Consider the following 22,873-nt stretch of genomic DNA (forward strand, 5'->3'; position numbering starts at 1 on the left):
CTCTCCCCGCCAGTTAAAGAAGTTGCTGCGACATGCGCTCGATAAACCAGAACAATCCGAAGCATGCCACCACCGCGGACCCCCCAAACACAAGAATGCGCTCGTCCAGCTTCGTCTGCTTGAATGCCCAAATTAGCGGCAGCACGGCAGCCAAAACGATAATTTGACCAGCCTCGACGCCGAGATTGAACGAGAAGAGCGGCACTACGAAGTCGTCTGACAGCGTTCCGCGCAAAATATCCGCAAAGCCGAACCCGTGAACCAATCCGAAGAAAAGCGTTACGATCCAGCGGTGGTTTAGTTTTTTGAGAAACAGGTTTTCAACGGTGATGTACACAATCGACAGCGCGATGAGGGGCTCGATGATAGTCGGCGGCAGGCTAACGATCTCCAGCGCGGATAATGCGAGCGTCACGCAGTGCCCCACCGTGAAGGCGGTCAACACTTTCAAGATATCGAGCTTCGACATTCTCGCGATAATGAGCCCGCAGAGGAATAGCAGGTGATCGTACCCCGATAAAATATGTTCGATGCCCATAGTAAGGTATTGCAGAAAATTTCCCACTATAATGAACTCCTTCAGGCTAATAAACAGCCGGGAATACGGACGTTGCCCGTATTCCCGAACCGAAGAATGTTTTTATTTGATCACTTGCAGGGCGGACATGATCACCTTGACGGCCTCAGCTCGCGTCGAGATTGCATCCGGCACGAAATTACCTTCTCCGCGCCCTTCGATGATACCTTGCTGTTTCAACTGCTCCGCCAGGCTACGCGCCCAGGTTGGGATGGAAGCTGCATCGGAGAACGTCGACGGCGTGCCGTCGGCAACCAGTCCCATAGCTCTCGCGAGCAGGGTAATCATCTCAGCCCGGCTTAACGGCTGGTTCGGACGGAACGTATTGTCGTTGTAGCCGGTCACGACGCCAGCCTTGATCGCCTTGCCAACGGTGTCTGTCATCCAATCCGGCGCGTTCGCCAAATCCTTGAACGGCAGTGCCGCGCCGGCATCTCCATAGCCCATCGCCCTGACGAGGACGGCCAGGAATTCAACCCGCGTAATCGCTTGGTTTGGCTTAAACGAGCCGTCCGGGAATCCGTTAATGAGCCCGCCATCGACGGCTTGCTGAATGAAGCCCTTCGCCCAGCTTTCCTTTACGTCGCCGAAGATTTGGTCAACAGGCTTCGAAGGTGCCGGATCGTCCGTCACTGGCGGTTTCACAGGCGGATCGGCCGGTTTCTCCGGCTCGCTCGGCGTCTGCGGAGTTGATGGTTGTGATGGAGGCGGATCGCTTGGGTGTCCCGGCCCCGGCGGCTTGATGGAAACCGTGACGGTCGCCTTCGTGGACATGCCCTTGCCGTCACTGACTTGATACGTGAACGTATCCGTTGTCTCCGTCTGAACATCCGCCGACGGCGTATAGACCGCTTTGGCCACCGTTGGATCTGCGATGACGGCATTGCCTTTCGTTCCGTTATCAACGATCGCGAACGTCAACGGATCGCTGTCCGCGTCCGTGCCCTTGAGCGTCACGTCGATGGCGACACCTGTCGTCGTATTGACCGCGACATCCTCCGCTACCGGCAAATGATTACCCGGCTTGATCGTGACGGTCACCGTGGCTGTGTTGGAATCGATGTGGCCGTCGTTAACCTTAAACGTGAAGTGGTCAGTTCCCGATACCCCGGCTTGCGGCGAATACGTGAAACTGCCCGTTGCCGGATCGACGATGGTTGCTAAGCCTTTTTCCCCATTCGTGACAATTGTGTAGGTCAAGGTGTCACCTGCGTCAGGATCGGCAGCGGACAAAGACTTGTCCGTCAGCGCGACGTCCTGATCCGTCTCGAAGCTGCCGTCCGCCGCCACTGGCGCGGTGTTCGTCGGCGATTCTTCGTTGATTGTAATCGTTACTGTCGTCTCAGCCGACGTCAGTTTGCCATCGCTTGCAGTGAACGTGAAGCTGTCTGTTCCCGGCTGCGCGCCTTCGTTAGTTACATACGTGAATGCCCCTGTCGCCGGGTTCGTAACAGTTGCAACGCCTTGTGTGCCTTGGGTCGCGATCTGGTACGCCAACTGGTCGCCGTTCGCGTCAGTAGCGGCAAGCACGCCATCTACAGGATGACCAACTGTCGTCGTATACGAGCCTGCTTGGCCAACCGGCGCTTGATTCGCCTCGACGGTGACCGTCGTATGGATTTCCAGGTTGCCGAAGGAAACGGTCACGACCGCTTGTCCCGGCTTCACGCCTGTCAGGTTGCCGTTATTGTCGACCGCGACGATTTCCGGGTCGTTGCTGGCGAATACCAGCTTGCCCGTAGCGGTTAACGCGCGAGTCGTTTTATCAATGTATGTGCCGGTTACGCCGAGAACCGCCGTTTGGCTCTCAAGCAGCTTCGGATTCGGCTGCTCAAAGCTCATGCTTTGCGGTACGTTCACGCCATCCGTCACCCAGATCGGATTCGAGAACGCGAATTTGCCGCCGGTGCCTTCGAGTTCCATCCGGTAGAAGTCACCGGGCACAGCGTTATCCTGCACCGTTTGTGTCCAGCTCGTACCGGTCAGTGACTTGAACTCTTGCACTACCGTTCCGTTCTTGATCAGACGTGCGCCAGTCAACCCGCCCGGTGCGGATCCGCTAAGCGTAACCGCCGCCTCGCCTCCGGCAGGGTCAACCGTGACGTCGGAACCGATCGGTTTGCCGTTAACGGTGATGGCAAGGTCGATGTCTCCGTTCGTTCCATACAGCATGCCGGAACGAATCGCTTTGTAGACGTCTTCTTTGGACAGCTTGTCCATGTACGCTTTGATATGCGGATCGCCGACCTTGCCCGGGTTATGGGCATCGGAGTTGGCGAGCCCGATGATATGCCTGCCTTGCTTGTTCAATTCATCCCACTTGGCGAACGCCTGGGCGTTAACCGTATGCTTCGGCGGATAGAAGCCGTTCCAGACCTCGATGCCGTTGTAATTTTTGACGCTCCAGTCTTCCCATTCCAAACCGGGATAGTATGGATGCGCGATGAAATGCATCCCTTGGCCGTCGTTGTTGGCGCGCGTCTCGTCGATATAGCTTTGCGCAGGCTGCGCCCAGTTAATGAGGCTCGAGATATCGTACGCGAGCGAGTGCCCGGTGCCTGTTGTCACTTCTTCGCCGAGCAGCTCAACGAAGTCGGGACGGTTTTCCTTCAGAACATCGTCCTTCTGCTTAATGGAGTTATGATCCGTTGCCGTCAGGAAGTCCAATCCTTTGTTGCGTGCGACCGTTGCGTTGTCATTGATTGAACCGCTGCCGTCGCTGTATCGGCTGTGCGTGTGGTTGTCACCGGCATACCAGCCGGGACCATTCACGAAGACCTGCTCGGTCTTGACGGTATACGCCGCGCCGTCCTTGTCGATGTCGACCTCCAGGTTGCCGTGCCCACCGCTGCTTGCGCTCAGGTTCCACGCTATGGACTGAGCGCCATGCGCCGGGATGTCCGGTATCGGCTGCGCCAGCACGTCCGTAGTCGTTAGGTTCGCCGGCAGCTTCAGGTTACCGGCAAGGCCGGACACCGGCTGCTCCGATTCGTTTGTCACCGTCAGCGTCGCTGTGAACGTATCGCCCGTCTCCAAATTGTTCTTATCTGTCGCAAGGTCCATGCGAATGCCCGTTTGCTCGCTGATCAGATCGTCGTAGACGTTGTTCATCGCTGTGCTCTTGTCCACGAGCCCTTCCGTGCCTACCGCTACGAGATGGCGCAGCATGCGGAACTCACCGCCGGCCGGAACCGTGATTTGCTTCTCGCTTATGACGTAGGTGTTGTTACCGAAGACTGTGAAGCCACTGAAGCTGCTGTCATAAATAATACCGTATTCCTGTCCGGACGTGCCGTATTGAGCAAACCAAGGAGAGGACGGCGTATAGGTGTCCAGCGTAGGCAATTGACCAACGCCCGGCACATACGAGATCGTGCCCGGTCCATCATGATCGAGCGCATCACCGGCAAAAGCCGTCAGGTCCGTACCGGTCGTGTTCTTGAACACGGTCTCGGCATCGATCCATTGTTTGCCCGCTTTGACGGAATAGGTCGTTTCCACCTCAATGCCCGGCACCTCGGAGTACGTGCCCTTCACCTTGACGGACGCTTCATCCGGCGTGACGCTGCCCACGTCCACGCTCGTCGACGTGACCGTCTCGACGTCCCACGGGTTAGTAGTTGGCATGGCGCCCTTCCGCAGGTACGGCAGGTTTATCCAGTCCAGATCATCCTCCATGCCCTGCACAGTAAAATCCAATGGACGGCCGACCGAGTTTTTCAACTGCGAGTCGACGGTCGTCTTCGCAATCGCCATGGCAACCTTCGAGTTCTGCAGGACGATGTCATCCATCGAACCTTCAGACATCGGCCCGAGAAGGTGAACACCGGTTCCCGCGCTGACGGATATTGGCTTCATCGCATAGTCCATCGGATATTGTATCGTTGAATCGGACGTGATTTCTACAGAGCTGGACTTCGCTTCGTAGCCCGGTCTTGAGGCCGTCAGCGTATACGTATTAGCCGGTAGATATAATTCATACTTACCCGCGGAATCCGTTGTCACGGTACCAGCCACTTGTGCGTTGATGTTCTTAGCGACAAGCGTCACGCCTTTAATGGCGTTGCCCGTCGTCGTGTCCGTCATCGTGCCGCTGACCTTGCTGTAGTCGGGCACGGCGGGATCAAGCACGGATAGCTCTTTAGCGTACGTGGAGAAATTATCGTATGCGTTGCCGCGCTCGGATGGAATTTCCGTCATGTGATACCACGTGATCTGCTTGCTCTCACCCGCTTTCACACTGGCGTCAAACCAGGCACCGAAATAGATATCGTTGCCGTGAATCCCTGTCGGCTGGTTGTCCAGCCATGCGATAGCATGGGCCGGCTCGCCCGAGGAGGTATCTGTACCGTCATAAATATAGTTTTCGCTCCAACCGGAGGTCCGCAGGCCCGGATACCAGCCAATCCCCGGCGCATAGGAAACCTGTGCACCCGGCACGTCGGGATCAAGCGAATAAAGGAAATAACCCGCGAAATCCTTCGTGTCCGTGTTGTTCAGCGTCAGCGTCATTTTCATTACCGGTGCGTTCGGGAGCATTTCGTATTTCACTGCACTTTTGATTTTCGCATTACTATCCCACTGTCCCGACGCTACGATAGAGTCGCCGTCAACCGAGATATTGCTTAAATCCAGCTGCAAGCCCGTTTGGGCATACTTGTTGTTCATCGTCGGACTGAGAACGAGCTCCGCCCAGTCGAGCGTTTCTTTCATGTTGGCTTTCGGATCCTTGGAAACAAAATCGACGGGCCAGCCTTTCTTGAAAGAGCCTTGTGCATTGTTATTCCCGACTTTGTTGGAGATGACCGCGATAGCTTCGTCGTTCTGGACGTAGTAATACTTATCACCGGCATTTACGTCCTTGCCGGTCGTCCCGTTCTCGTACGTAAAAGGCGGCGCTTCGGTCGATGTACCGGCGTTTCCTTCCAATGCGGCAAACGATTTGCCGTATGGCAGGATACCGAATAGCAGTGTTGCAGCAATTCCCGTGTTAAGCCATTTCTTCCACATGATGTTGAATAAACTTCCCTTCCTGGTTTGTCTTATCGTATTACCGCGCTTTATTGATCCTAATGTCTCTCGACATCTTGTCCTCAACGGATTAAAGCAACCTTTATGTTACTTGCGGTCTGTTAAAGCGATGTTCGCGAGACATGAAGTAATTGTTGCGGAATGAAAGGAAACAACTGGTTATGCAATCCCTATAGCGACGTAGAACCCACTAATGGAGTGGATTACAGAGATGGTTCATTATGAAAATTGAATATGGATATTTTGTAAAATACGCTGATTAAGGAAACAAAAATATCAATATAGTCCAATTAAGTAAACAAACGCGCAAATAAAAAAAGGATAGAGATCTTAGATCTCTATCCTTTAATAGCCTTTAACGTTTAGGGCATACCCCGCTACTGCAACCCCCTTATCTCAACTAATCCACGCTGAAGGGAATGCGATCAGGGAGATTTTGCAGACAGGCTGGTCATAAATATACGAGGATGTGACCAACCTCTAACGAACCGTAGAGGCCTTATTTGAGAGAATACGGCTCCTCAATTATTCTAACGAACCACAGAGACCTTATTCAGTAGAAATAGGCAGAAATGCACGTGCTTTTAGCCGAATAGCGCCTGTAGGGTTCGTTAGAATTTCAAATCGCTGCTTTTTGATCAAATAAGACCCGTACGGTTCGTTAAAATTATCGAGGGGCGTAAAGAAAATTAATAGGCCAACCGGTATATTCCGGTTGACCTATTAATTGATTGCTATTTTATCCCGCCCGGTGAGAAGAAGCTTGCTTCTTACTGCCGGAGGAACTGTTCTCGAACCGTTGACGGTCAGTCCGTTCGATCTGGACGATCGTTCCGTTATGCACAGTGATTTGAACCGACCCGTATTCCAATCCGTTTACCTGCTCCAGAATCCGGTTTAGCCAGATCTCGTCCGCTACCAGTTTAGCCATCGCAATCCCTCCTTATGATCAATTTTGCTGTTAAGCTTTGGCTGCAGCCGTTTCACGGAGCGCATTATAAACGTTGAAATCTCCCTGCGTGATGGCGTCGATTTCCGCAAGCTCATCGGAAGTCAGCTTCTCCGCTACCTTTGCGACCGATTCGGTGATATTTTGCGGATTGGATGCCCCGAGAATGGCGGACGTGACATGCGGCTGGCTGACGACCCAAGTCAGCGCAAGCTGAGCCAGCGTCCACCCTTTCCTAGCCGCAATCGGCTTCAAGGCTTCAACGATATGGAAGTTTCGTTCGTTTTCGAGCAGCGGCTTAATTCTCGCCTCGCCCGCAGCCCCGCGCGATCCGGCCGGCGGCGCTTGATTGAACTCGTACTTGCCGGTCAACAAACCGCGGCCCAGCGGGCTGTACACGACTACCCCTACTTGTTCGGAGGCTGCGAACGGCAGCAATTCCTGCTCGATTCCCCGTGCAATAAGGCTGTACTCCGGCTGAATGCTCTCATAGCGGTGCAAACCCAGCTGTCCCGAGATGCCATGTGCTTTCGCCAACTGCCAAGCGGCATAGTTGGAAGCACCGATGTAACGAACCTTGCCTTGACGGACCAGGTCATCAAGCGCCCGCAGCGTCTCCTCGAGCGGCGTTTCGCGGTCGAAGCGATGTACTTGATACAGATCGATATAATCGGTTTTCAGGCGGCGCAAGCTGTTTTCAACCGCACGAATGATATGATACCTGCTCTGCCCTTGGTCGTTGGGCTCGCTGCCGACGCGGCCATGTACCTTGGTAGCCAGAATAATCCGGTTCCGTCGGGAGCCTAGCAAATTGCCGAGAATCGCTTCGGATTGACCGCTCTCCTGCGGGTTGCTCAGATCAGTGCCCTTACCGTAGACATCGGCCGTATCGATAAAGTTGATTCCGGCATCCAGCGCCGTGTCCAGCACCTCCGCCGACTTCGACTCGTCGATCCAACGCCCGAAAGCCATCGTACCGAGCGCAACCTCCGATACTTTTAAACCCGTTCTCCCGAACTTCTTCAATGCAATGCTCATACCTACACACTCCTTAAAATTAGATTTTGGATAAGTATCCAATCATTGCAGCTGCATTAACCGTACCGTCGGTTTACGAGAAAAAACCGGAGAGTCGCATAGTCTGGCGTCTCTCCGGTTGTCCGGTCGATTAATTACGAGTAATCCTATGAATATACTGTGCTTAAAAATATAGCACCGACTTCCACGCATGTCAACTTGTGGAAGAACATTTTTTCGCAGCGTTGACGCGCTTCCATGTTGGTGATACGATATAGCTGATTATTCCGCTAGGATTAGTGTATATAGTTGACCAGCCCCCTGGAGACACAAGGTTACCTTTGTGTCTCCTTTTGTTTTTCCGAAACAAAAATCATGCAGTTATAAGGAGGATAACGATGGGCAAATCCAACAAACAAGTGCATCTGAACGTTTTTCTTCGGCAGGCCGGACATCATGCCGCCGCCTGGCGCCACCCCAAAACGACGCCGGAGCTCACCTTCGACTTCGCTTATTACAAAAGTCTGGCGCAGACCGCGGAACGCGGGTTGCTTGATTCGGTCTTTATGGCGGACGGCTATGTCGGAACCGGAAGGCGGCTGGAACCCTTCACCCTCCTCTCCGCCCTCTCCGTCGTCACTGAACGCCTTGGATTAATCGGCACGGTAGGCACGACGTACAATGAGCCGTACCACGTTGCGCGCAAGTTCGCTTCTCTCGACCATATCAGCGGCGGGCGTTCGGGATGGAACATCGTGACAGGCCATACGGATGCGACGGCCTACAACTTCGGCAAAGAGTCTCATCTGGAGCATTCGGAAAGGTACAAATGGGCCGAAGAATTCGTCGAGGTGACGAAACAGCTCTGGGACAGCTGGGAAGAAGACGCGCTCGTCTTCGATAAGGAAACCGGTATCCAGTTCGACGAGCAGAAGCTGCATGAAATCAATTACTCGGGCAGCGTCTATCAGGTTAAGGGACCGCTCAACATTCCAAGGCCGCCCCAAGGCTATCCAGTGCTCGTGCAGGCCGGGTCCTCCGAGGCAGGACGCGAATTGGCCGCGCGCACCGCGGAGGTGATCTTTACGGCGCAGCCTACGCTTGGCGAAGGAAAGGCGTTCTACGCCGATGTCAAAGGTCGGCTGGCAAAGTACGGAAGATCGAATAGCGAGCTGATCATCCTGCCGGGCTTTAGCCCGATCATTGGCGATACGAAAGCCGAGGCACAGGAGCTCGAGGATGAACTGAACGCTTTTCACGATATCCATGAAGCGGTAGCCCGGCTATCCGAACGATTCGGCATCGACTTGACCGGACTTCCGCTTGACGAGCCGGTCCCTCAGCTGGTCGACCCGAAAGGGATCGATTCCGTCAACGGCAGCAAGAGTCGGCATCAACTCATCCTGGATATGCTTCACAGCGACGCCAGCCTAACGCTCCGCCAGGTCGTGAACCGGCTGGCCGGCGCGCGCGGCCACCTCCTATACACCGGTACGCCAATCGAGATTGCGGACGTCATTCAGCAATGGATCGAACAGGATGCGGCTGACGGCTTTAACTTGATGCCCCCCATTTACCCGCACGGACTCGACATCTTCGTCGACAAGGTCGTGCCCGAGCTGCAAAACCGCGGCATCTTCCGGACCGCATACGAGGGTTCAACACTGCGAGAGCACTACGGCCTATCACGTCCGGCGAATCGGATCCGCTCCGGCGCCGCAGCTTCGCTTCCTTCCTAATCCGATATAAAAGGAGTGTCCGCAAATGACCAAGATCGCCACCAACCTCACCCAACTGATCGGCAACACGCCCCTGCTGGAGCTGCGAAATTTCAATGCCGGCCGCAAACTCGGCGCCGTTCTGATCGCCAAGCTGGAATATTTCAATCCCGCCGGAAGCGTCAAGGACCGGATCGGGTACGCGATGATCAAGGATGCGGAAGAACGCGGCGTCATCAATAAAGACTCCGTCATCATTGAACCGACAAGCGGCAACACCGGAATCGCGCTTGCGTTCGCCGCGGCAGCGCTCGGGTACAAATTGATCATTACGCTTCCCGAGACGTTCAGCATCGAGCGAAGAAAAATGCTGCTTGCCCTTGGGGCCGAGCTTGTATTAACACCTGGTGCCGCGGGCATGGCCGGCGCGATCAAGAGAGCAGAGGAACTCGCGGCAGCCATACCAAACTCGTTTATTCCGCAGCAGTTCCGCAATCCGGCCAATCCCGCCATTCACCGTACAACGACGGCCGAAGAAATTTGGCGGGATACGGACGGCACGGTCGATATATTCGTTGGCGGCGTGGGTACCGGCGGCACGATATCCGGCGTCGGCGACGTTCTTAAACAACGCAAACCGTCGGTCCAAATTATTGCGGTTGAACCCGCCGGCTCTCCCGTTCTCTCCGGCGGGGAGAAAGGCACCCATAAAATCCAAGGGATCGGGCCGGGTTTCGTACCGGACAATTTCCACAGGCACATCGCGGACGAAATTGTGACCGTCACGAATGAAGATGCGCTCGAAACCGCGCGTTCGCTGGCCAGGAGCGAAGGGCTGGTCGTCGGCATCTCGTCCGGCGCTGCCGTCTTCGCGGCAAGTCAGATCGCGAACCGACAGGAGAATGCCGGTAAAACCATTGTCGTGCTGCTTCCCGATACCGGCGAACGTTACTTGTCCACCGAGCTGTTCCCGGTCGAAATCCTCTAGTACTCCTGCTCTCGAATGAACGTGATGACAGCTTCCGCGAATCCCCTTGTGGAAGCTGTTCCGTTTAAATCGGCCGTACTGACGCCTGCCTGTACCGCCGCTTCAACGCCGCGCACAACTCTTTCCGCGACCCTACCCAGCTGGTCATCATCATGGCGTGAGGCCAGCCAATCCAGCAGCATTGCCGAGGATATGATCATCCCGATCGGATTGGCGATATCCCGTCCGGCAATATCCGGAGCAGAGCCATGCGCCGCTTGAGCCATCGCGTAGTGTTCCCCCGCATTCAAAGCTCCCGCAATGCCAAGACTGCCGACTAGCTCTGCCGCAAGGTCGGATAAGATGTCGCCGAACATGTTCGTCGTCAGAATGACGTCGAAATCGGCGGCGCGACGGACCAGACGGGCGCAGGCGGCATCGATATGGTAATCGTCCACCTCCACGTCCGGATACTGCAGGGCGACTTCCCGGCAAACACCGAGAAACAAGCCGTAACCAAGCTTGATTACGTTCGCCTTATGAATGATCGAAACCCTCTTCCTGCGAAGCCTTGCAGCCCGGAAGGCTGCGTGGGCAATTCGTTCGGCCGCCCGCCGCGTAAACACACCGGACGTGATAACCACATCCGGCGTCACCTGCCACTCCCCCGTTCCTGAGGCCATATTCCGGTCGGCATAGAAGCCTTCGGTATTCTCGCGGTAAATGACAAGATCTGCGCTCTTTGCCACGCTGGCGATGCCAGGCAGCGTCCGGTTCGGACGGATATTGGCGAACAGGTCAAAGGCGTGACGCAGCTCGCCGCTTGGATTCCGCTCAGAACGATGCTCTGCCGGATACGAAACGGAATCATGCGGCCCCATGATCCAGCCGCAGCAGTCAAGCAACGCCTCCTTCGTCAGTTGCGGCAAAGGATCGCCATACTCCCGAATCGCCTGCAGCCCCATCGGCAGCGGCACCATTTCCAATACCGCAACCCCGCTTTTCCACTCCGCCGCCGCAATGACCTTCAGCGCAGCCGTCACGATTTCCGGCCCGATTCCATCCCCCTCCATCACGCCTATCCGATAAACGCTCTTCATACCAATACACCTCGCGCGTTCAAATACAGCCTGGAATAATAGCCGTTCTGTTCCAACAACCGCTCATGATTGCCTTCCTCCACGATTTGGCCTTGATCCAGAACGATGATCCGGTCGGATCGGCGGATCGTGGACAGCCGGTGCGCTATGACCAGCGTAGTCCTGCCCTCCGACACGACCCGAAGCGCGGCCTGAAGCAGCTGCTCCGTGTGCGAGTCCAGGTTGGCGGTTGCCTCGTCAAGAATCAAGATGTTCGGCTGAAAGACAATGATGCGGGCAAACGAAATCAGCTGCTTCTCCCCGGATGAGAGCCCGGTTCCGTTCTCGGACAGCCGGGTTTCGTAACCGTCCTTCATCCGCTGCACCAGCTGGTCGACGCCGACTCGCTCGCACGCGCGGATCACCGTCTCCCTCGGGATCGATTCGTCGAACAGCCGGATATTGTCGAGCACGCTTCCCGAGTAGAGAAACGGCTCTTGCTGCACAAGCCCGACAATCCGCTGCAGCTTCTTCTGCTTCAGCTTGCGGATATCGAAGCCGTCGATTCGGATGCTGCCTTCCTTCACGTCGTAGAAACGGCACAATAAGCTGATCAAGGAACTTTTGCCTGCTCCGGTTGCGCCTACGATGCCCAGCATTTCGCCCGGTTGGATGTTCAGATCCACTTTATGCAGCACCTGCCTGCCTTCCTTATAGCCGAATGTAACGCCATCGAATTCCACTTTGCCCGCAATCGCCGCCCTCTTGACCTTCGTGGCTTCCTCCGGATCGCGGACATCGGGCGCCGCCTTGAACACGCTCCAAATCCGATTCACCGACACGATGGTCGATTGGACCGTATTCCACTGCTGCGTAATGGAATTGATCGGCTGGAAAAACTGCCGGATATACGTGATGAACGCGAAGAGCACGCCGAACTCGATCTGGCCGCCCAACACCGCGCGTCCCCCAAGCCACACGACGAACGCCACGGACAAGTTGCCGAGGATGTCGAAAATCCGGTTGAACACCACCATCGTTCGAATTTCGCGCAAATTAGTGCGGTAGAAGGCGTCGTTGCGTTCCGTAAACTGGCGCTGCTGCTCCTTCTCCTGATGAAAGACCTGAATGAGATTCATCCCGGACAAGTTCTCCGCGGCGAAAGCGATCATCCGCGACAAGGCGGTCCGAACGAGCTGGTACGTCGCCCGCATATAGGCGCGAAAGCTGTACGCGATCAGCGTGATCACGGGAATGATTAGCAAGCTAAACAGCGTCAACCGAACATCCAGCCTGAACATCAGCACGACGATAAAGATCAGGGTCAAGCCGTCCCGCAGCAGGCTGGCCAACACTTGATTGAAGAACCGGTTCAGCCCTTCCGTATCGCTTGATACGTGCGCAATGAGGCTGCCCGTCGATACGCGGTCGAAGTAGGATACGGACAGCTTCACCAAGTGCTTGAACAGCCCGCTGCGGATGCCGGCCACGACGCTCTGCCCGATCCGCTGCAGCAGATTGTTCTGCAGGTAGGTAAACACGAAGCCGGCAACCGCCAGCAGGAAGTAGATGCCGCATAGAAGCAGCAGCGACCGGTAATTCGCATGGTCCGCGGTCAGCACGTCATCGATGGCAATCTTGATCAGATAAGGCTGCAGCAGATCGGCCGAGATCGACAACAGAATAAAGAGCAAGAGCACGACAAATGACCAGCGGTGCGGCTTGGCGTACGCATACAGCGCTTTGACGGCCGAGCCGTAATCGAGCGCGGCATCGGTATCCTGCTGGATGCCCGTACGCTGATCCTGCTGCCAATTGTTAACGATGGCTTTCGACATCCGCATCCCCCTCCTCCTGAATGGCGTAAAGACTTGCATAGAGGCCATCCGCCGCGACGAGCTGCTCATGCGTCCCCCGCTCGACGATCCGTCCTTCGTCCATGACAATAATCAGGTCCGCATGCTTGAGCGCGCTGATCCGATGGGAAACGATGATTGTCGTCTTACCCTGCCGCTCGGCGCGCAGCGAGTCGATGATCGCTTTCTCGGTCAGCGAATCGATCGCGCTTACGCTGTCGTCCAAGATCATGATCGGCGCCTGCGTGAACAAGCCGCGAGCAAGGCTCGCCCGCTGTCTTTGGCCGCCGGACAACGATAATCCCCGTTCGCCGAGCCTCGTCTCAAACCCATCGGGAAACTCATGAACCTCTTGATGGATATGAGCCTGCAATGCCGCCTTCTCAATCTCATCCAGCGCCGCACCGCGATTACTGAAGCCAATATTTTCGCGAATCGATGTGCTGAACAGGAAACCGTCCTGCGGGACGTAGCCAATGCTGCTTCTGAGGCTCTCCAAGGTCACGCTCCGAATATCCAGACCATCCGCGAAAATCGTGCCGGCCGGCGGATCGTAGATGCGGAGAAGCAGCTTCATTAACGTTGTTTTGCCGCTTCCCGTCTTGCCGATGATGCCTACCGTTGCGCCCGGCAGTACCGTAAGGTCGATCTCCGACAAGACCGGCGAGGATCCGTCCGGATACACGAACGTCAGCTTGCGGATGTCGATGGCCGCATGCTGCGGGTCCCCCAGCTTAAATGCCCCGGTATCGGGAACGTCCGGTTCGACGCCGAGAAGATCGTTCAATCGTTCAAGGGAAGCCCGTGCGCGCTGCATCGCATTGATGACGTCGCCGACCCGCTGAAGCGGATTGATCAACATGCCGATATACAGCACCAAGGTAACAAAATCGCCGAGCGAGATCGTCCGGTTGGCCGTCAAATATCCGGCGAGGGCGATCGAGGCGATCATCGACAAGGCGCCGAGAAACGGAATGACTGCCTGCAAGAGCGATGAAACGCGCACCAGTCGAAGCTGGTTGTCGCGGATTTGGGCGACCGTCGCGTCGAAGCGGTCCGTCATGATGGCTTCCGCCGCGAATTTCTTCGTGACCCGAATTCCGCTGAATTGCTCGGCTGCGGTTTCCGTCATTTTACCGAGCGATTCCTGCACTTGAACGGAGCGCTTGCGGATAATCGGGCCCAGCCAGGCGACGAACCACGGGATAAAGAGCAGCGGGATCAAGCTGGCCAGAATCGCATAGGCCGGAATCGAGCTGAGCATCATGGATGCGATAACGGAAATGAGCAGAATCGAGGAGTTCGTAATATGATTGATCCCCATCGATATCGATTCCCTGACCGCGGTTACGTCGTTGATCATATAGTTCAACAGCTTTCCAACCCCGTACTTCGAATAATTGTTCAAGCTGAGCCTCGTGAACTGAATGAACAGCTTGCCCCTGGTCAACCGCTCGAACAACCGCCCCAGATACATGATCAGAAACTGTCCGCTTCCGCCAAGAACGCCGTATCCGAGCGCGATCGCCACAACCAGCAGGCTGTATGGCGCAATATCGGCCTGGGCCAGCGTGCCCTTGTGGAGCTCATCCGTAAAGCTGCCGATCGTGCGCGGCAATCGCGCCAAAATCACGTTAGCCGTACCGATGGCGCAGACGGCAATGACATAGAGAACCCATTTGGACTTCATATAATCGCTTAATAGTTTCGGCTTTTTCAACAAGCATTCACTTCCCGTATCGTTCTTTGGAACAGCATTACAAAAGCCGGGGCTTTATCGGCCCCGGACTCCCGTCGTCTCTTATGGCGTGCCGACCGTCGTCTTGAGCGTCTCGACATCCTTATTGATGGCTTCCTCGGTTTTGCGGATCGTGGAGTTGACATCCAGGCCGCCGATCGCCAAATCTTCGGCCGCCTCGGTCAGGCGCTTGCCGATATCCAGCTCGTAAGGGTGAACGTAGTGCTCTTGCAGCGGTTCGCCGATAAACACGTTCTGTACCGATTTGCCCTGCAGCACCGGAATATCAAGTCCGTACTCCTTGTTCAGGTCATCATTGATAATGGCAGGTACTCGGCCGTTGCGCGCGAGGATCCGCTGCCCTTCATCCGACAAAATCTCCTCAATGACTTGGAACGCCTCGTCCTTATGTTCGCTCTTGCTGTTTACCGACAGCGAGTGAATTTGGGCTTCCCTCGTCTTGCCGAGCTGGTCCGCAAAGTTCGGCGCAGGCGCGATATCCCAGTTGAACTCGACCCCTTGCTGCCGCAGTTCTTCAAGCGGTCCTACCATGTTGGCGAGCCAAGTGACGCGGATCGCTACGTTCTGGTCCTTCATAAACTGGTCGCGCCCGTAATTCCATGTTTTATCGGCCCCGACGTAGCCGGGGATCTCGAAGATTTTCTTCTGCAGTTCGAAAACCCGGCGCCATTCCGGCGTATCGAGCGCCGCCTGGCCCGTTTCCTTATTCAAATACGGCAGACCGAGACTCTTCGCCAGACCGGTCAGGTTATCGACGGACAGGCCGACATACCGCTTTCCGCCTTCCGTACGCGTCAGCTTCTTGCCTAGCTCCAGCACTTCATCCCACGTCAGCTGCTTTTCGGTCGGATAAGGAACGCCGAATTTATCGAAGATATCCTTGTTGTAGTACAAGACGTGCTGATTGGCGTTAAACGGAATCGCGTAGATCTGATCCCCTTTGCCGGCCGTAATTTCCGTGATATAGTTCCACAGGATCGGCTTAATGCGCGAGGTATCAAAATGATGTCGCTTGATGAGATCCCGAAGATCTTCATACGCGCCTGTGCGAATAATTTGTTGATGGGAGGAGGAAGACGAATAGATGATGTCCGGGGTATACGTCGATAATACTTCCTCGTTGGTCGTTTCCGCAGCCGGCGTGATCCGCTCGATCGTCACGTTCGGGTATTTCTTCTTGATCGGTTCGGCGATCAGCGTATTGAATTCGACGTCGGGGAACGTGCCGCTGGTGTTGTAGAACGTGAGCGTCAGCGGTTCGTCGCCAAGCTTCTTATAATCCGCGGATTCGTCTTTCTGGTTTCCGCCCTCTGTGCTGCCCTCGGCCGAGGCTGCGTTACCGGCCGGCTCATTCGCTCCGGCAGACGTAGCATCGTTCTTGCCTCCACCGCTGCTGCATGCGGCCAACAGGGTAGCCGCCAGCAGTAAATTGACCATCGTAAGCTTTTTCTTCATCTCATGACACCGCCTATACGTTTAGTAGTTGCTAGATTAGCCTTTCATCGCACTGACATTGCCGACCTAATGGGTCTTCTATAACAGCGTTGTTGATGACACATGCCGATCACCTCCTTACAAACTTGGTCCATCCCAATCCTGAGCCACTTATTCGACCAGACCCGTTCGTTCCACGCCTTCGATAAACCAGCGCTGCGCGAAGAAGTAGACGATGAGCAGCGGAAAAACAATCAGGAACGAAGCCGCCATTTTGATCGACTCCTCGTATACCGACATCTCACCCGCTCCCGCAGCCCGCGCCATCTCCGCGGCCATTCTCGCCAGCGTAATGGATAGCGGTACGTTCTCGGCCGTGAACATGAAGATCGACGGCAAATAGAAATCATTCCAATTCCAGACGAAGGAGAACAAGACGACAACGACAATCGCGGATTTAGACAGCGGGAACATGACGCGGAAGAACAGCCTGAACGCGCTGGCCCCGTCCATCCTTGCCGCTTCGTCCAGCTCCTTCGGCAGCGTGGAATAGAAGGAACGATAAATAATGACGAACAGCGCTCCCTTCAAGCCATGCCCGAAAATGGCGGGGATGACCATGGGCAGCACGGTATCCAGCCAGCCGAAGCTCTTGAACATCATGATCGTCGGCAGAATGACCACTTGCGGCGGCATGATGAACGTGAACAGCAGCATCGCCATCCAGAAGCGCTTGAACGGAAAGTCCAGCCGGGCAAAAGCATAGCCGGCCACCGCGCAGGAGAAGACCTGAAGCACCGAAACCGCGCCTGCCAGCGATACGCTGATCGCCAGGCTTTTCGTATAGTCAAGCAATCGCATCGCTTCCCGGATATGCCCAAGGAAGATGCTCTTCGGCACCCAGATGACCGTCGGGTCGAGAATGTTCCGGGCATCCTTCACCATGGTCGTGACCATGTACAGAATCGGCTTGATATAGATGAAGGCAACGTTGATCAAGATGACGTACATGACGGTCTTGAATAGAAGGCCTTTATCGATCTCGCCTCCAATCAGCCGGAACCGCACGAATGCCGCGATCCGGTCAATTGCCGCGGATGGCGCGCGCCTTGCTCGTTCGATCATGATTTTGGCCATTGGCGAATCGCCTCCTTTTTATTGACGCGTGCTGCCCGAGAGCGCCTTATCCACCCTGCTGTAGAGCAGCAGCGTCAAGCCGACGAACAACAAGATAATGGCGAAATAAATCCAGGCCAGCGCGCTGGAGCTGCCATAGTTGGCCGTATTCACCTTGCTGATGATCGGGTTGGACGGGAAAGTGAACAAATCGACGACCGTATACATCAAATTCAGGAAGATGTAGGGAACGAGTCCCGGCAGCGTGATTTTCCAGAACGTGTTCCATGGCCCGGAGCCGTCAATCCGGGAAGCCTCGTACATCGACGGCGGCAGCGTCTGGCGCCCCGCAAGGAAGATCAGGATCTGGACGCCCGAGTACCAAAGCACCAGCACGAATGAGCTCATGACAGTCTGGATCGGATCCGCCCATGACGCGGGAACGTATTCTCTCAGGTACTCTTCGATATGCAGGGACTGCAGGACACTCAGCGAGCCCTCCCCTTGATTGATAAATTCTTGGACGATTTGTCCGGATGAGAATATAACGGGAAGAAAGAAAATAACGCGAAACAGCGTGCGGCCCGGAAATTTCAAGTTGAGCAGAATCGCGATCAGCAGCGAGAAGACGAGAATGATCGGAATCATCATGATCGACTCGCGCAGGAACGGGATGAGATCCTCGTAAAGCAGGCTCCCGTTCGAAACCAGAATTTCTTTGTAATTCTGGAAGCCGAGAAAGGTGTAGACGACCGAGTCGACGGTAATCCGAACCTGGTGGAAGCTCATGTACAAGGAGTAACCGAGCGGAAACGCGACGAATGCAAGAAACCCGAATATCCAGGGGGCGATGAAAATCGAGCCTTCGATTTTACGGATCGTCGATGCGTGCAGTCTGGCTTTTCGAATCATCATTGGTCCGCCCCTCCCTTGATTACGGTGAAATCCTGCGCGGGCACATGAAGGTTGCCTTGCGCGTACGCGCTCGTACCATAATTGACAATCACGCGCTGCCCGCCTTCATAAGTCGTTTCCTTCACGTCCTCCGAAATGGAACGATGACCGATGATTCGTTTATCCTGCACATCGCGCAGCGCTTCGTTCGCCTTCGCGTATTCCTCCGACAGACTGTCCAGCCAATCCCGGTAATTCAAGCTGTAATACCAGATCGAATAAGCATGCCGCAGCTTGTCGGACGGAGCCGCAGCGAAGACGTACGTCGGATATGCCCCGTATTCGATGCTGCGCAGAAACTCCGTCCGCGATTCCTGTCTCACGTTCCCCCACTCGGACGTGTAGGTTACAGCACCGTGGAGTACGATCTGCGTAAAAGGAACCACCTCATCGACAAACACGTCGAAGGAGTAACTATCCGCAAGCCGGGGAATGTGGTTCAGCCCCTCCCATACGTAGGCGTTGGCATTAACGGCCGTGACGGAACCGAGCGTTTCCTGCGCCTGCTTGAAAATATCGCGCTGAATGCCAATCCCGCCTGCGCGGCTTGCCGCATAGCGGCTGTTGAAATCGGTATTCAGCTGATACCCGATGCCGCTGCCGTCGAACACGATTCCGTCTGCGCCCAGCTTCTTGTACTCGCTTAGGTCCGAGGCGATGACCTTGCTGTAAAACCGCGGACTCACGAGCCAGGTATCTTCTCTTGCGGACAACGTGTTGCCCGAGAGGTCGCGCTGTCCATCCCTTCTATACCAGAAGCCGTCGTCCCCGTTATTGTTGATCGTATAATTGGCCGTTAAATAAACGGGGATGTCCAGCGTATGGGCATAATCGATAAAAGCTTTCATGCCTTTGTTCCCGCCGAGCTTAGACTCCACGGGAAAGTAACCGCCATGCGTGCTGTAGCCGTCCTGCTGCCAGCCGTTATATTGCACGACCAAATCATGAATTCCCCGGTCATAAATGCTTGCAACCAGCTCCTTCGCTTCATCCGTCGTCGTGGCGGTCAAATAGGAATCGAAGAGCAGCCCCTGCTCGATGTCGCCTCCGACGATGTCCACATACAGCGGGATATCCTTCTTCGGCTCCACCGGATGAAGCGTGCCGCCCGCCGTCAAGAAATCGCGATATTTGGCCGCCATGCCCACGTAATCGCTTTGCTCCGGCGGCAGCAAGTAATAGCGGACGGTCCGCCGAGGCGCGTCGAACCGCTGCTCGCTGTACGTGAAGAAGCCCGCGTCCGTGCTCTTGCTGACGCTTTGGAAGAATCGCTTGCGGTACTGCCATTCTGCCGTCACCCAGTTCGACAGACCAATCGAGCCGGAAGGAGCCGCGAACACGTTGGCATATTCGGCGCCTTCGGTTATGACGGCCGCGAATGCTTGTTCGCCGGACTTCAGGCCGAATACCGGGATCGACAGCCGCTGGCGGTCCGGCTGATCGAAATAGAAGGAACCGTCGTATCCGTAAACCGGTTGATTGAACGTGAGCTGCGGGAGGACGCGGCCGGTCTTGAACTTGATCAGCGCGCCGGAGCCGTCCGGCACGAAAATATAGCCGTCCTGTCCTTGGGAAAATGCCCCTCCGAACAACGGGTAAAGCTTAGCGTTCAGGAGGCTGAACTTACCGGCTTCCACGATTTGCTCATCGAGGATGGTTGCCTCGACGCTATCCTCCTTCAGCGTCACCTCGACCGGAATTTTAATCGTGCTTTTAGACAGTACAAACGTGACGGCAAAGCCGCTCTCCGTCGTCCTGAAATCCTCAACGTAACCGCCTTCGTCGACTAAACCGACCGTTCTGGACGCCGATTTGTAGTTGGACAAATCCATGTATTCCACGATGACGGGCGAGAGCAAATTGTTCTTCCATGCTCCGCCGATCGTCTCGTTCGGCCACTGGGCAGGATCGGGATAAGAGTACCAAACCTTGCCGGTTTGCTTGCTCACGACCCGGAAGTGCCCTGTTACCTTGTCGGCCGACAGCGTCAGGCTGACGTTCTCGGCAATCTGCTGGAACCTGTCATCAGCCGGAAGCTCCGATTTAAATGGGGAGGTGCCCGCCTTGGGCTTAAAGGAGACTGCTGCAGCGGTATTGCCGCTCTCGGCTGCTGCTGCCTTTCCTTCAGAAGCGGCGCCTTCCCGCGTGTGGAATTGAAGAGCAAGCACTGCCAGGATGGCAACGATCGCGATGCCCGTTATAAGAAAGAAAAGCCTTAGCCTGCTGCCGGTCATCGGATGATCACCTCCTGATAGATGGAATAAATAAAGTTGATCAATTCCCCGCTCAAACTGAAGAAGATAAAGATCAGCGTCGCGATGATGGCCAGCGCCAGCAAGGTGAACACGATGTTCAGGATGGCTTCCCCGACGCTATAGTTGTGAATTCCTTGCACCATCCAGAAAAATTGCAAGAAGGTCCACGCATACATCGCCAGCTCGAGAAACCCGAAGATCGATGCCTCGCTTAGCGTGAATCCATGAGAGATTATTGTTAGGGGTATACCGATCGAAATAATCGGAAATAACGCATAGGAACTCCCATAGAACACATCTCGCAGCCGCCCTTCCCCGCGCATCAGGGAGCTGACCAAGTAATTCGCTACCACCCACCCGACCCAAATCGCGGCAAACTGCACCAAGATCGGCCCCAGCTTAACGCCTAGGTAAATATCCGGATTAAAGATGAAGCTCGTTTGCGAACTGATGACGCCGGCAGCGATGATTGAGAGCGCAAGCATGATCAAGCTACTCACAAGCCCTGCGCCGTTCTGGTATCGGATCGCATGGTACCCTTCAATCGGATGCCTGACAAGAGTCCGCACATGCCGAAGCTGCGCATACAACCTGCTCTGCGGGCGAAGCATCCCGGAGCTCGTCGCGGCCCAGCCATATTTTCGCGACAGCCTTACGGCTGCGAAGCCGAGAATCCCCGCCGCCGCAACGACATTCATCAGAAACCCGAAATGCTCCTGGAACCAGAAGAGGCGGTTCTGCCAAAAGGAGTCCGAGTAGCCTTTGTTCACGCCTGCTTTCAGGAACAGGTCTTCCGCCAGCACGAATTGCTCCTTCTTATATGCCGCCTTCGCGAGCCCGATCAACGCGGGGGTATAGTAGGCATTCTGACGGTAAACCTCCGCCCACAGCGGCTCGCTTTCCTCGTATCGCCCGTCCTGGGTAAGCCTGTTCGCTTGATGGACGAGAGAGCCGTACTCGGTCAGCCGCAGCCGCTGAATGAGACTGTTGACGCTGTCCAGCACCAGTAAATCCCCTGTCGAAGTCGTCGCGATCGATGCCGGCGTCTTGACGAGCCCGAGCTTCGTCGTTCCCTCGATATTGTCGCTGCCCCAGAAGAAGAGCAGGTTTCCGTCGGCGTCGTACTGGCTGACGGCGTTATAGAGCGAATCAATGACCGTAAAGTTCCCGTCCGCATCGACGCTGATATCCTGCAGCTGCGGCTGGGCTTTCCGGGGCGCCCACCAGGCATTCTCGCCGAACGACTTCGTGCCTGAAGCAGGCGTAAATTCGCCGCCCCCTTCCAGCTGATCCAATCCGGCGATATTGAATTTCTTCACTTGCTCGTTGTCGATTTCCTTGGTCACCGTATAGATGAAACCGTTTGGATCGATCGCCGCGTTCACGATAGCTCCAGGCAGCTTGCTTAGCTCCCTCCGGTACATTTCCCGCGTGTAGAAAGCCCGTTTAAACGAATCGAACAGCGAGAACTTCACTTTGTTGGAGCCGAAGAAGCTCTGATAACGGCCTTCCGGATCGAGCTGCAGCAAACCCTGGAACGCGCCTAGCGTCGTAATATAGAGGAAGCCGCGTTTGTCGACGACCAGCTTCGTCGGCTCGTACTTGAATGAATCCGGCAAGTAAGGCGAATCCGGCCGTTTGTACTCGCGCAGCAGCTTTCCTGTCTCATCCAGCCTGACGACCCGCTGATTACCGGTATCCGCCACGTAAATATCGCCCTTCTGATCCACGAACAGACCGTTCGGGCTGCTGAGTGGACTTTCTTTGACCTCGATGAAACGGACCAATCGTCCCTGTTCATCCAGATGCACGATCCGGTTGTTTCCCGTATCGGCGATATAGATATGATCCCTGCCGTCAACGAACAGATCCTGCGGCTGATTGAGCGTGCCGATCGGCGCTTCGCCCGCCGCCGCCGTTTGGACGGTCGCTTTCCGGGAATCCGCCTTATCTCCGCCGATATCCGGACCAAGCATCCCCTCCGGCTGGTAGGCGTTTTGAATTTGCACGAGCTGCCCGTACCCGTCCTTATAGAACGTTTGGTACGGGGAATATGCGCTTGTCACGGACGGGAACAGCGGCACCGCCAGAAATGCGACAAGCATGATCATCGTTGTCGTTGTTATACGAAACCGCCATCGCCTGCTCAATGATGCGCCCT

At 55.5% G+C, this 22,873-nt stretch carries 14 protein-coding genes; 2 read left to right on the top strand and 12 right to left on the bottom strand.

The window, feature by feature from the left end:
• Window positions 1-13 precede the first annotated feature (13 nt).
• From AC6ESO_RS07765 to AC6ESO_RS07780, 4 genes are all read right to left on the bottom strand, one after another.
• Window positions 14-565 carry a HupE/UreJ family protein gene (locus AC6ESO_RS07765; RefSeq protein ID WP_497090876.1) on the bottom strand — a complete coding sequence of 184 codons (552 nt, stop codon included), beginning with the start codon at window positions 563-565 and terminating at the stop codon, window positions 14-16.
• A 75-nt stretch (window positions 566-640) separates the two neighbouring features.
• Window positions 641-5,587 carry a CehA/McbA family metallohydrolase gene (locus tag AC6ESO_RS07770; protein WP_497090877.1) on the bottom strand — a complete coding sequence of 1,649 codons (4,947 nt, stop codon included), beginning with the start codon at window positions 5,585-5,587 and terminating at the stop codon, window positions 641-643.
• A 760-nt stretch (window positions 5,588-6,347) separates the two neighbouring features.
• Window positions 6,348-6,539: a YezD family protein gene (locus AC6ESO_RS07775; protein WP_497090878.1), complete on the bottom strand. Its 192-nt coding sequence runs from the start codon at window positions 6,537-6,539 to the stop codon at window positions 6,348-6,350.
• 30 nt (window positions 6,540-6,569) lie between these two features.
• Window positions 6,570-7,595, bottom strand: coding sequence for an aldo/keto reductase (locus tag AC6ESO_RS07780; protein ID WP_497090879.1), 1,026 nt, complete (start codon window positions 7,593-7,595; stop codon window positions 6,570-6,572).
• Between the two features lie 377 nt (window positions 7,596-7,972).
• On the opposite strand from AC6ESO_RS07780, the gene AC6ESO_RS07785 reads away from it, so the two are divergent.
• Complete coding sequence (locus AC6ESO_RS07785; protein ID WP_497090880.1) at window positions 7,973-9,313, top strand: LLM class flavin-dependent oxidoreductase; 1,341 nt, start codon at window positions 7,973-7,975, stop codon at window positions 9,311-9,313.
• A 25-nt stretch (window positions 9,314-9,338) separates the two neighbouring features.
• Window positions 9,339-10,280: a cysteine synthase A gene (gene cysK, locus AC6ESO_RS07790; protein ID WP_497090881.1), complete on the top strand. Its 942-nt coding sequence runs from the start codon at window positions 9,339-9,341 to the stop codon at window positions 10,278-10,280.
• Here the strand turns inward: cysK and AC6ESO_RS07795 are convergent.
• From AC6ESO_RS07795 to AC6ESO_RS07830, 8 genes are all read right to left on the bottom strand, one after another.
• On the bottom strand, window positions 10,277-11,359 hold the full coding sequence (locus tag AC6ESO_RS07795) for an isocitrate/isopropylmalate dehydrogenase family protein (RefSeq protein ID WP_497090882.1): 1,083 nt from the start codon (window positions 11,357-11,359) through the stop codon (window positions 10,277-10,279). The genes cysK and AC6ESO_RS07795 overlap by 4 nt on opposite strands.
• The gene (locus tag AC6ESO_RS07800) at window positions 11,356-13,176 is read right to left on the bottom strand and encodes an ABC transporter ATP-binding protein (RefSeq protein ID WP_497090883.1); all 1,821 of its coding nucleotides are present in this window, start codon (window positions 13,174-13,176) and stop codon (window positions 11,356-11,358) included. The genes AC6ESO_RS07795 and AC6ESO_RS07800 overlap by 4 nt, the downstream gene beginning before the upstream one ends.
• The gene (locus AC6ESO_RS07805) at window positions 13,157-14,914 is read right to left on the bottom strand and encodes an ABC transporter ATP-binding protein (protein WP_497090884.1); all 1,758 of its coding nucleotides are present in this window, start codon (window positions 14,912-14,914) and stop codon (window positions 13,157-13,159) included. The genes AC6ESO_RS07800 and AC6ESO_RS07805 overlap by 20 nt, the downstream gene beginning before the upstream one ends.
• Before the next feature lie 81 nt (window positions 14,915-14,995).
• Window positions 14,996-16,408: an ABC transporter substrate-binding protein gene (locus AC6ESO_RS07810; protein ID WP_497090885.1), complete on the bottom strand. Its 1,413-nt coding sequence runs from the start codon at window positions 16,406-16,408 to the stop codon at window positions 14,996-14,998.
• A 150-nt stretch (window positions 16,409-16,558) separates the two neighbouring features.
• Complete coding sequence (locus AC6ESO_RS07815; RefSeq protein ID WP_497090886.1) at window positions 16,559-17,524, bottom strand: carbohydrate ABC transporter permease; 966 nt, start codon at window positions 17,522-17,524, stop codon at window positions 16,559-16,561.
• A gap of 18 nt (window positions 17,525-17,542) precedes the next feature.
• Window positions 17,543-18,415 carry a carbohydrate ABC transporter permease gene (locus AC6ESO_RS07820; protein WP_497091072.1) on the bottom strand — a complete coding sequence of 291 codons (873 nt, stop codon included), beginning with the start codon at window positions 18,413-18,415 and terminating at the stop codon, window positions 17,543-17,545.
• Window positions 18,415-20,691 (bottom strand): DUF5696 domain-containing protein, encoded by a 2,277-nt coding sequence (locus tag AC6ESO_RS07825; RefSeq protein ID WP_497090887.1) that lies wholly within the window; start codon window positions 20,689-20,691, stop codon window positions 18,415-18,417. The genes AC6ESO_RS07820 and AC6ESO_RS07825 overlap by 1 nt, the downstream gene beginning before the upstream one ends.
• Window positions 20,688-22,862 (bottom strand): YIP1 family protein, encoded by a 2,175-nt coding sequence (locus AC6ESO_RS07830; protein WP_497090888.1) that lies wholly within the window; start codon window positions 22,860-22,862, stop codon window positions 20,688-20,690. Before AC6ESO_RS07830 ends, AC6ESO_RS07825 begins: the two co-directional genes overlap by 4 nt.
• Window positions 22,863-22,873: the final 11 nt, after the last annotated feature.

The organism is Paenibacillus rhizoryzae (assembly GCF_059686995.1).

What these genes read in the sequence shown, in the direction of transcription:
- AC6ESO_RS07770 (WP_497090877.1), bottom strand. Translation starts at nt 5,587, where the DNA reads ATGTGGAAGAAATGGCTTAACACGGGAATTGCTGCAACACTGCTATTC.
- AC6ESO_RS07775 (WP_497090878.1), bottom strand. Translation starts at nt 6,539, where the DNA reads ATGGCTAAACTGGTAGCGGACGAGATCTGGCTAAACCGGATTCTGGAG.
- AC6ESO_RS07780 (WP_497090879.1), bottom strand. Translation starts at nt 7,595, where the DNA reads ATGAGCATTGCATTGAAGAAGTTCGGGAGAACGGGTTTAAAAGTATCG.
- AC6ESO_RS07785 (WP_497090880.1), top strand. Translation starts at nt 7,973, where the DNA reads ATGGGCAAATCCAACAAACAAGTGCATCTGAACGTTTTTCTTCGGCAG.
- cysK (WP_497090881.1), top strand. Translation starts at nt 9,339, where the DNA reads ATGACCAAGATCGCCACCAACCTCACCCAACTGATCGGCAACACGCCC.
- AC6ESO_RS07795 (WP_497090882.1), bottom strand. Translation starts at nt 11,359, where the DNA reads ATGAAGAGCGTTTATCGGATAGGCGTGATGGAGGGGGATGGAATCGGG.
- AC6ESO_RS07800 (WP_497090883.1), bottom strand. Translation starts at nt 13,176, where the DNA reads ATGTCGAAAGCCATCGTTAACAATTGGCAGCAGGATCAGCGTACGGGC.
- AC6ESO_RS07810 (WP_497090885.1), bottom strand. Translation starts at nt 16,408, where the DNA reads ATGAAGAAAAAGCTTACGATGGTCAATTTACTGCTGGCGGCTACCCTG.
- AC6ESO_RS07815 (WP_497090886.1), bottom strand. Translation starts at nt 17,524, where the DNA reads ATGGCCAAAATCATGATCGAACGAGCAAGGCGCGCGCCATCCGCGGCA.
- AC6ESO_RS07820 (WP_497091072.1), bottom strand. Translation starts at nt 18,415, where the DNA reads ATGATTCGAAAAGCCAGACTGCACGCATCGACGATCCGTAAAATCGAA.
- AC6ESO_RS07825 (WP_497090887.1), bottom strand. Translation starts at nt 20,691, where the DNA reads ATGACCGGCAGCAGGCTAAGGCTTTTCTTTCTTATAACGGGCATCGCG.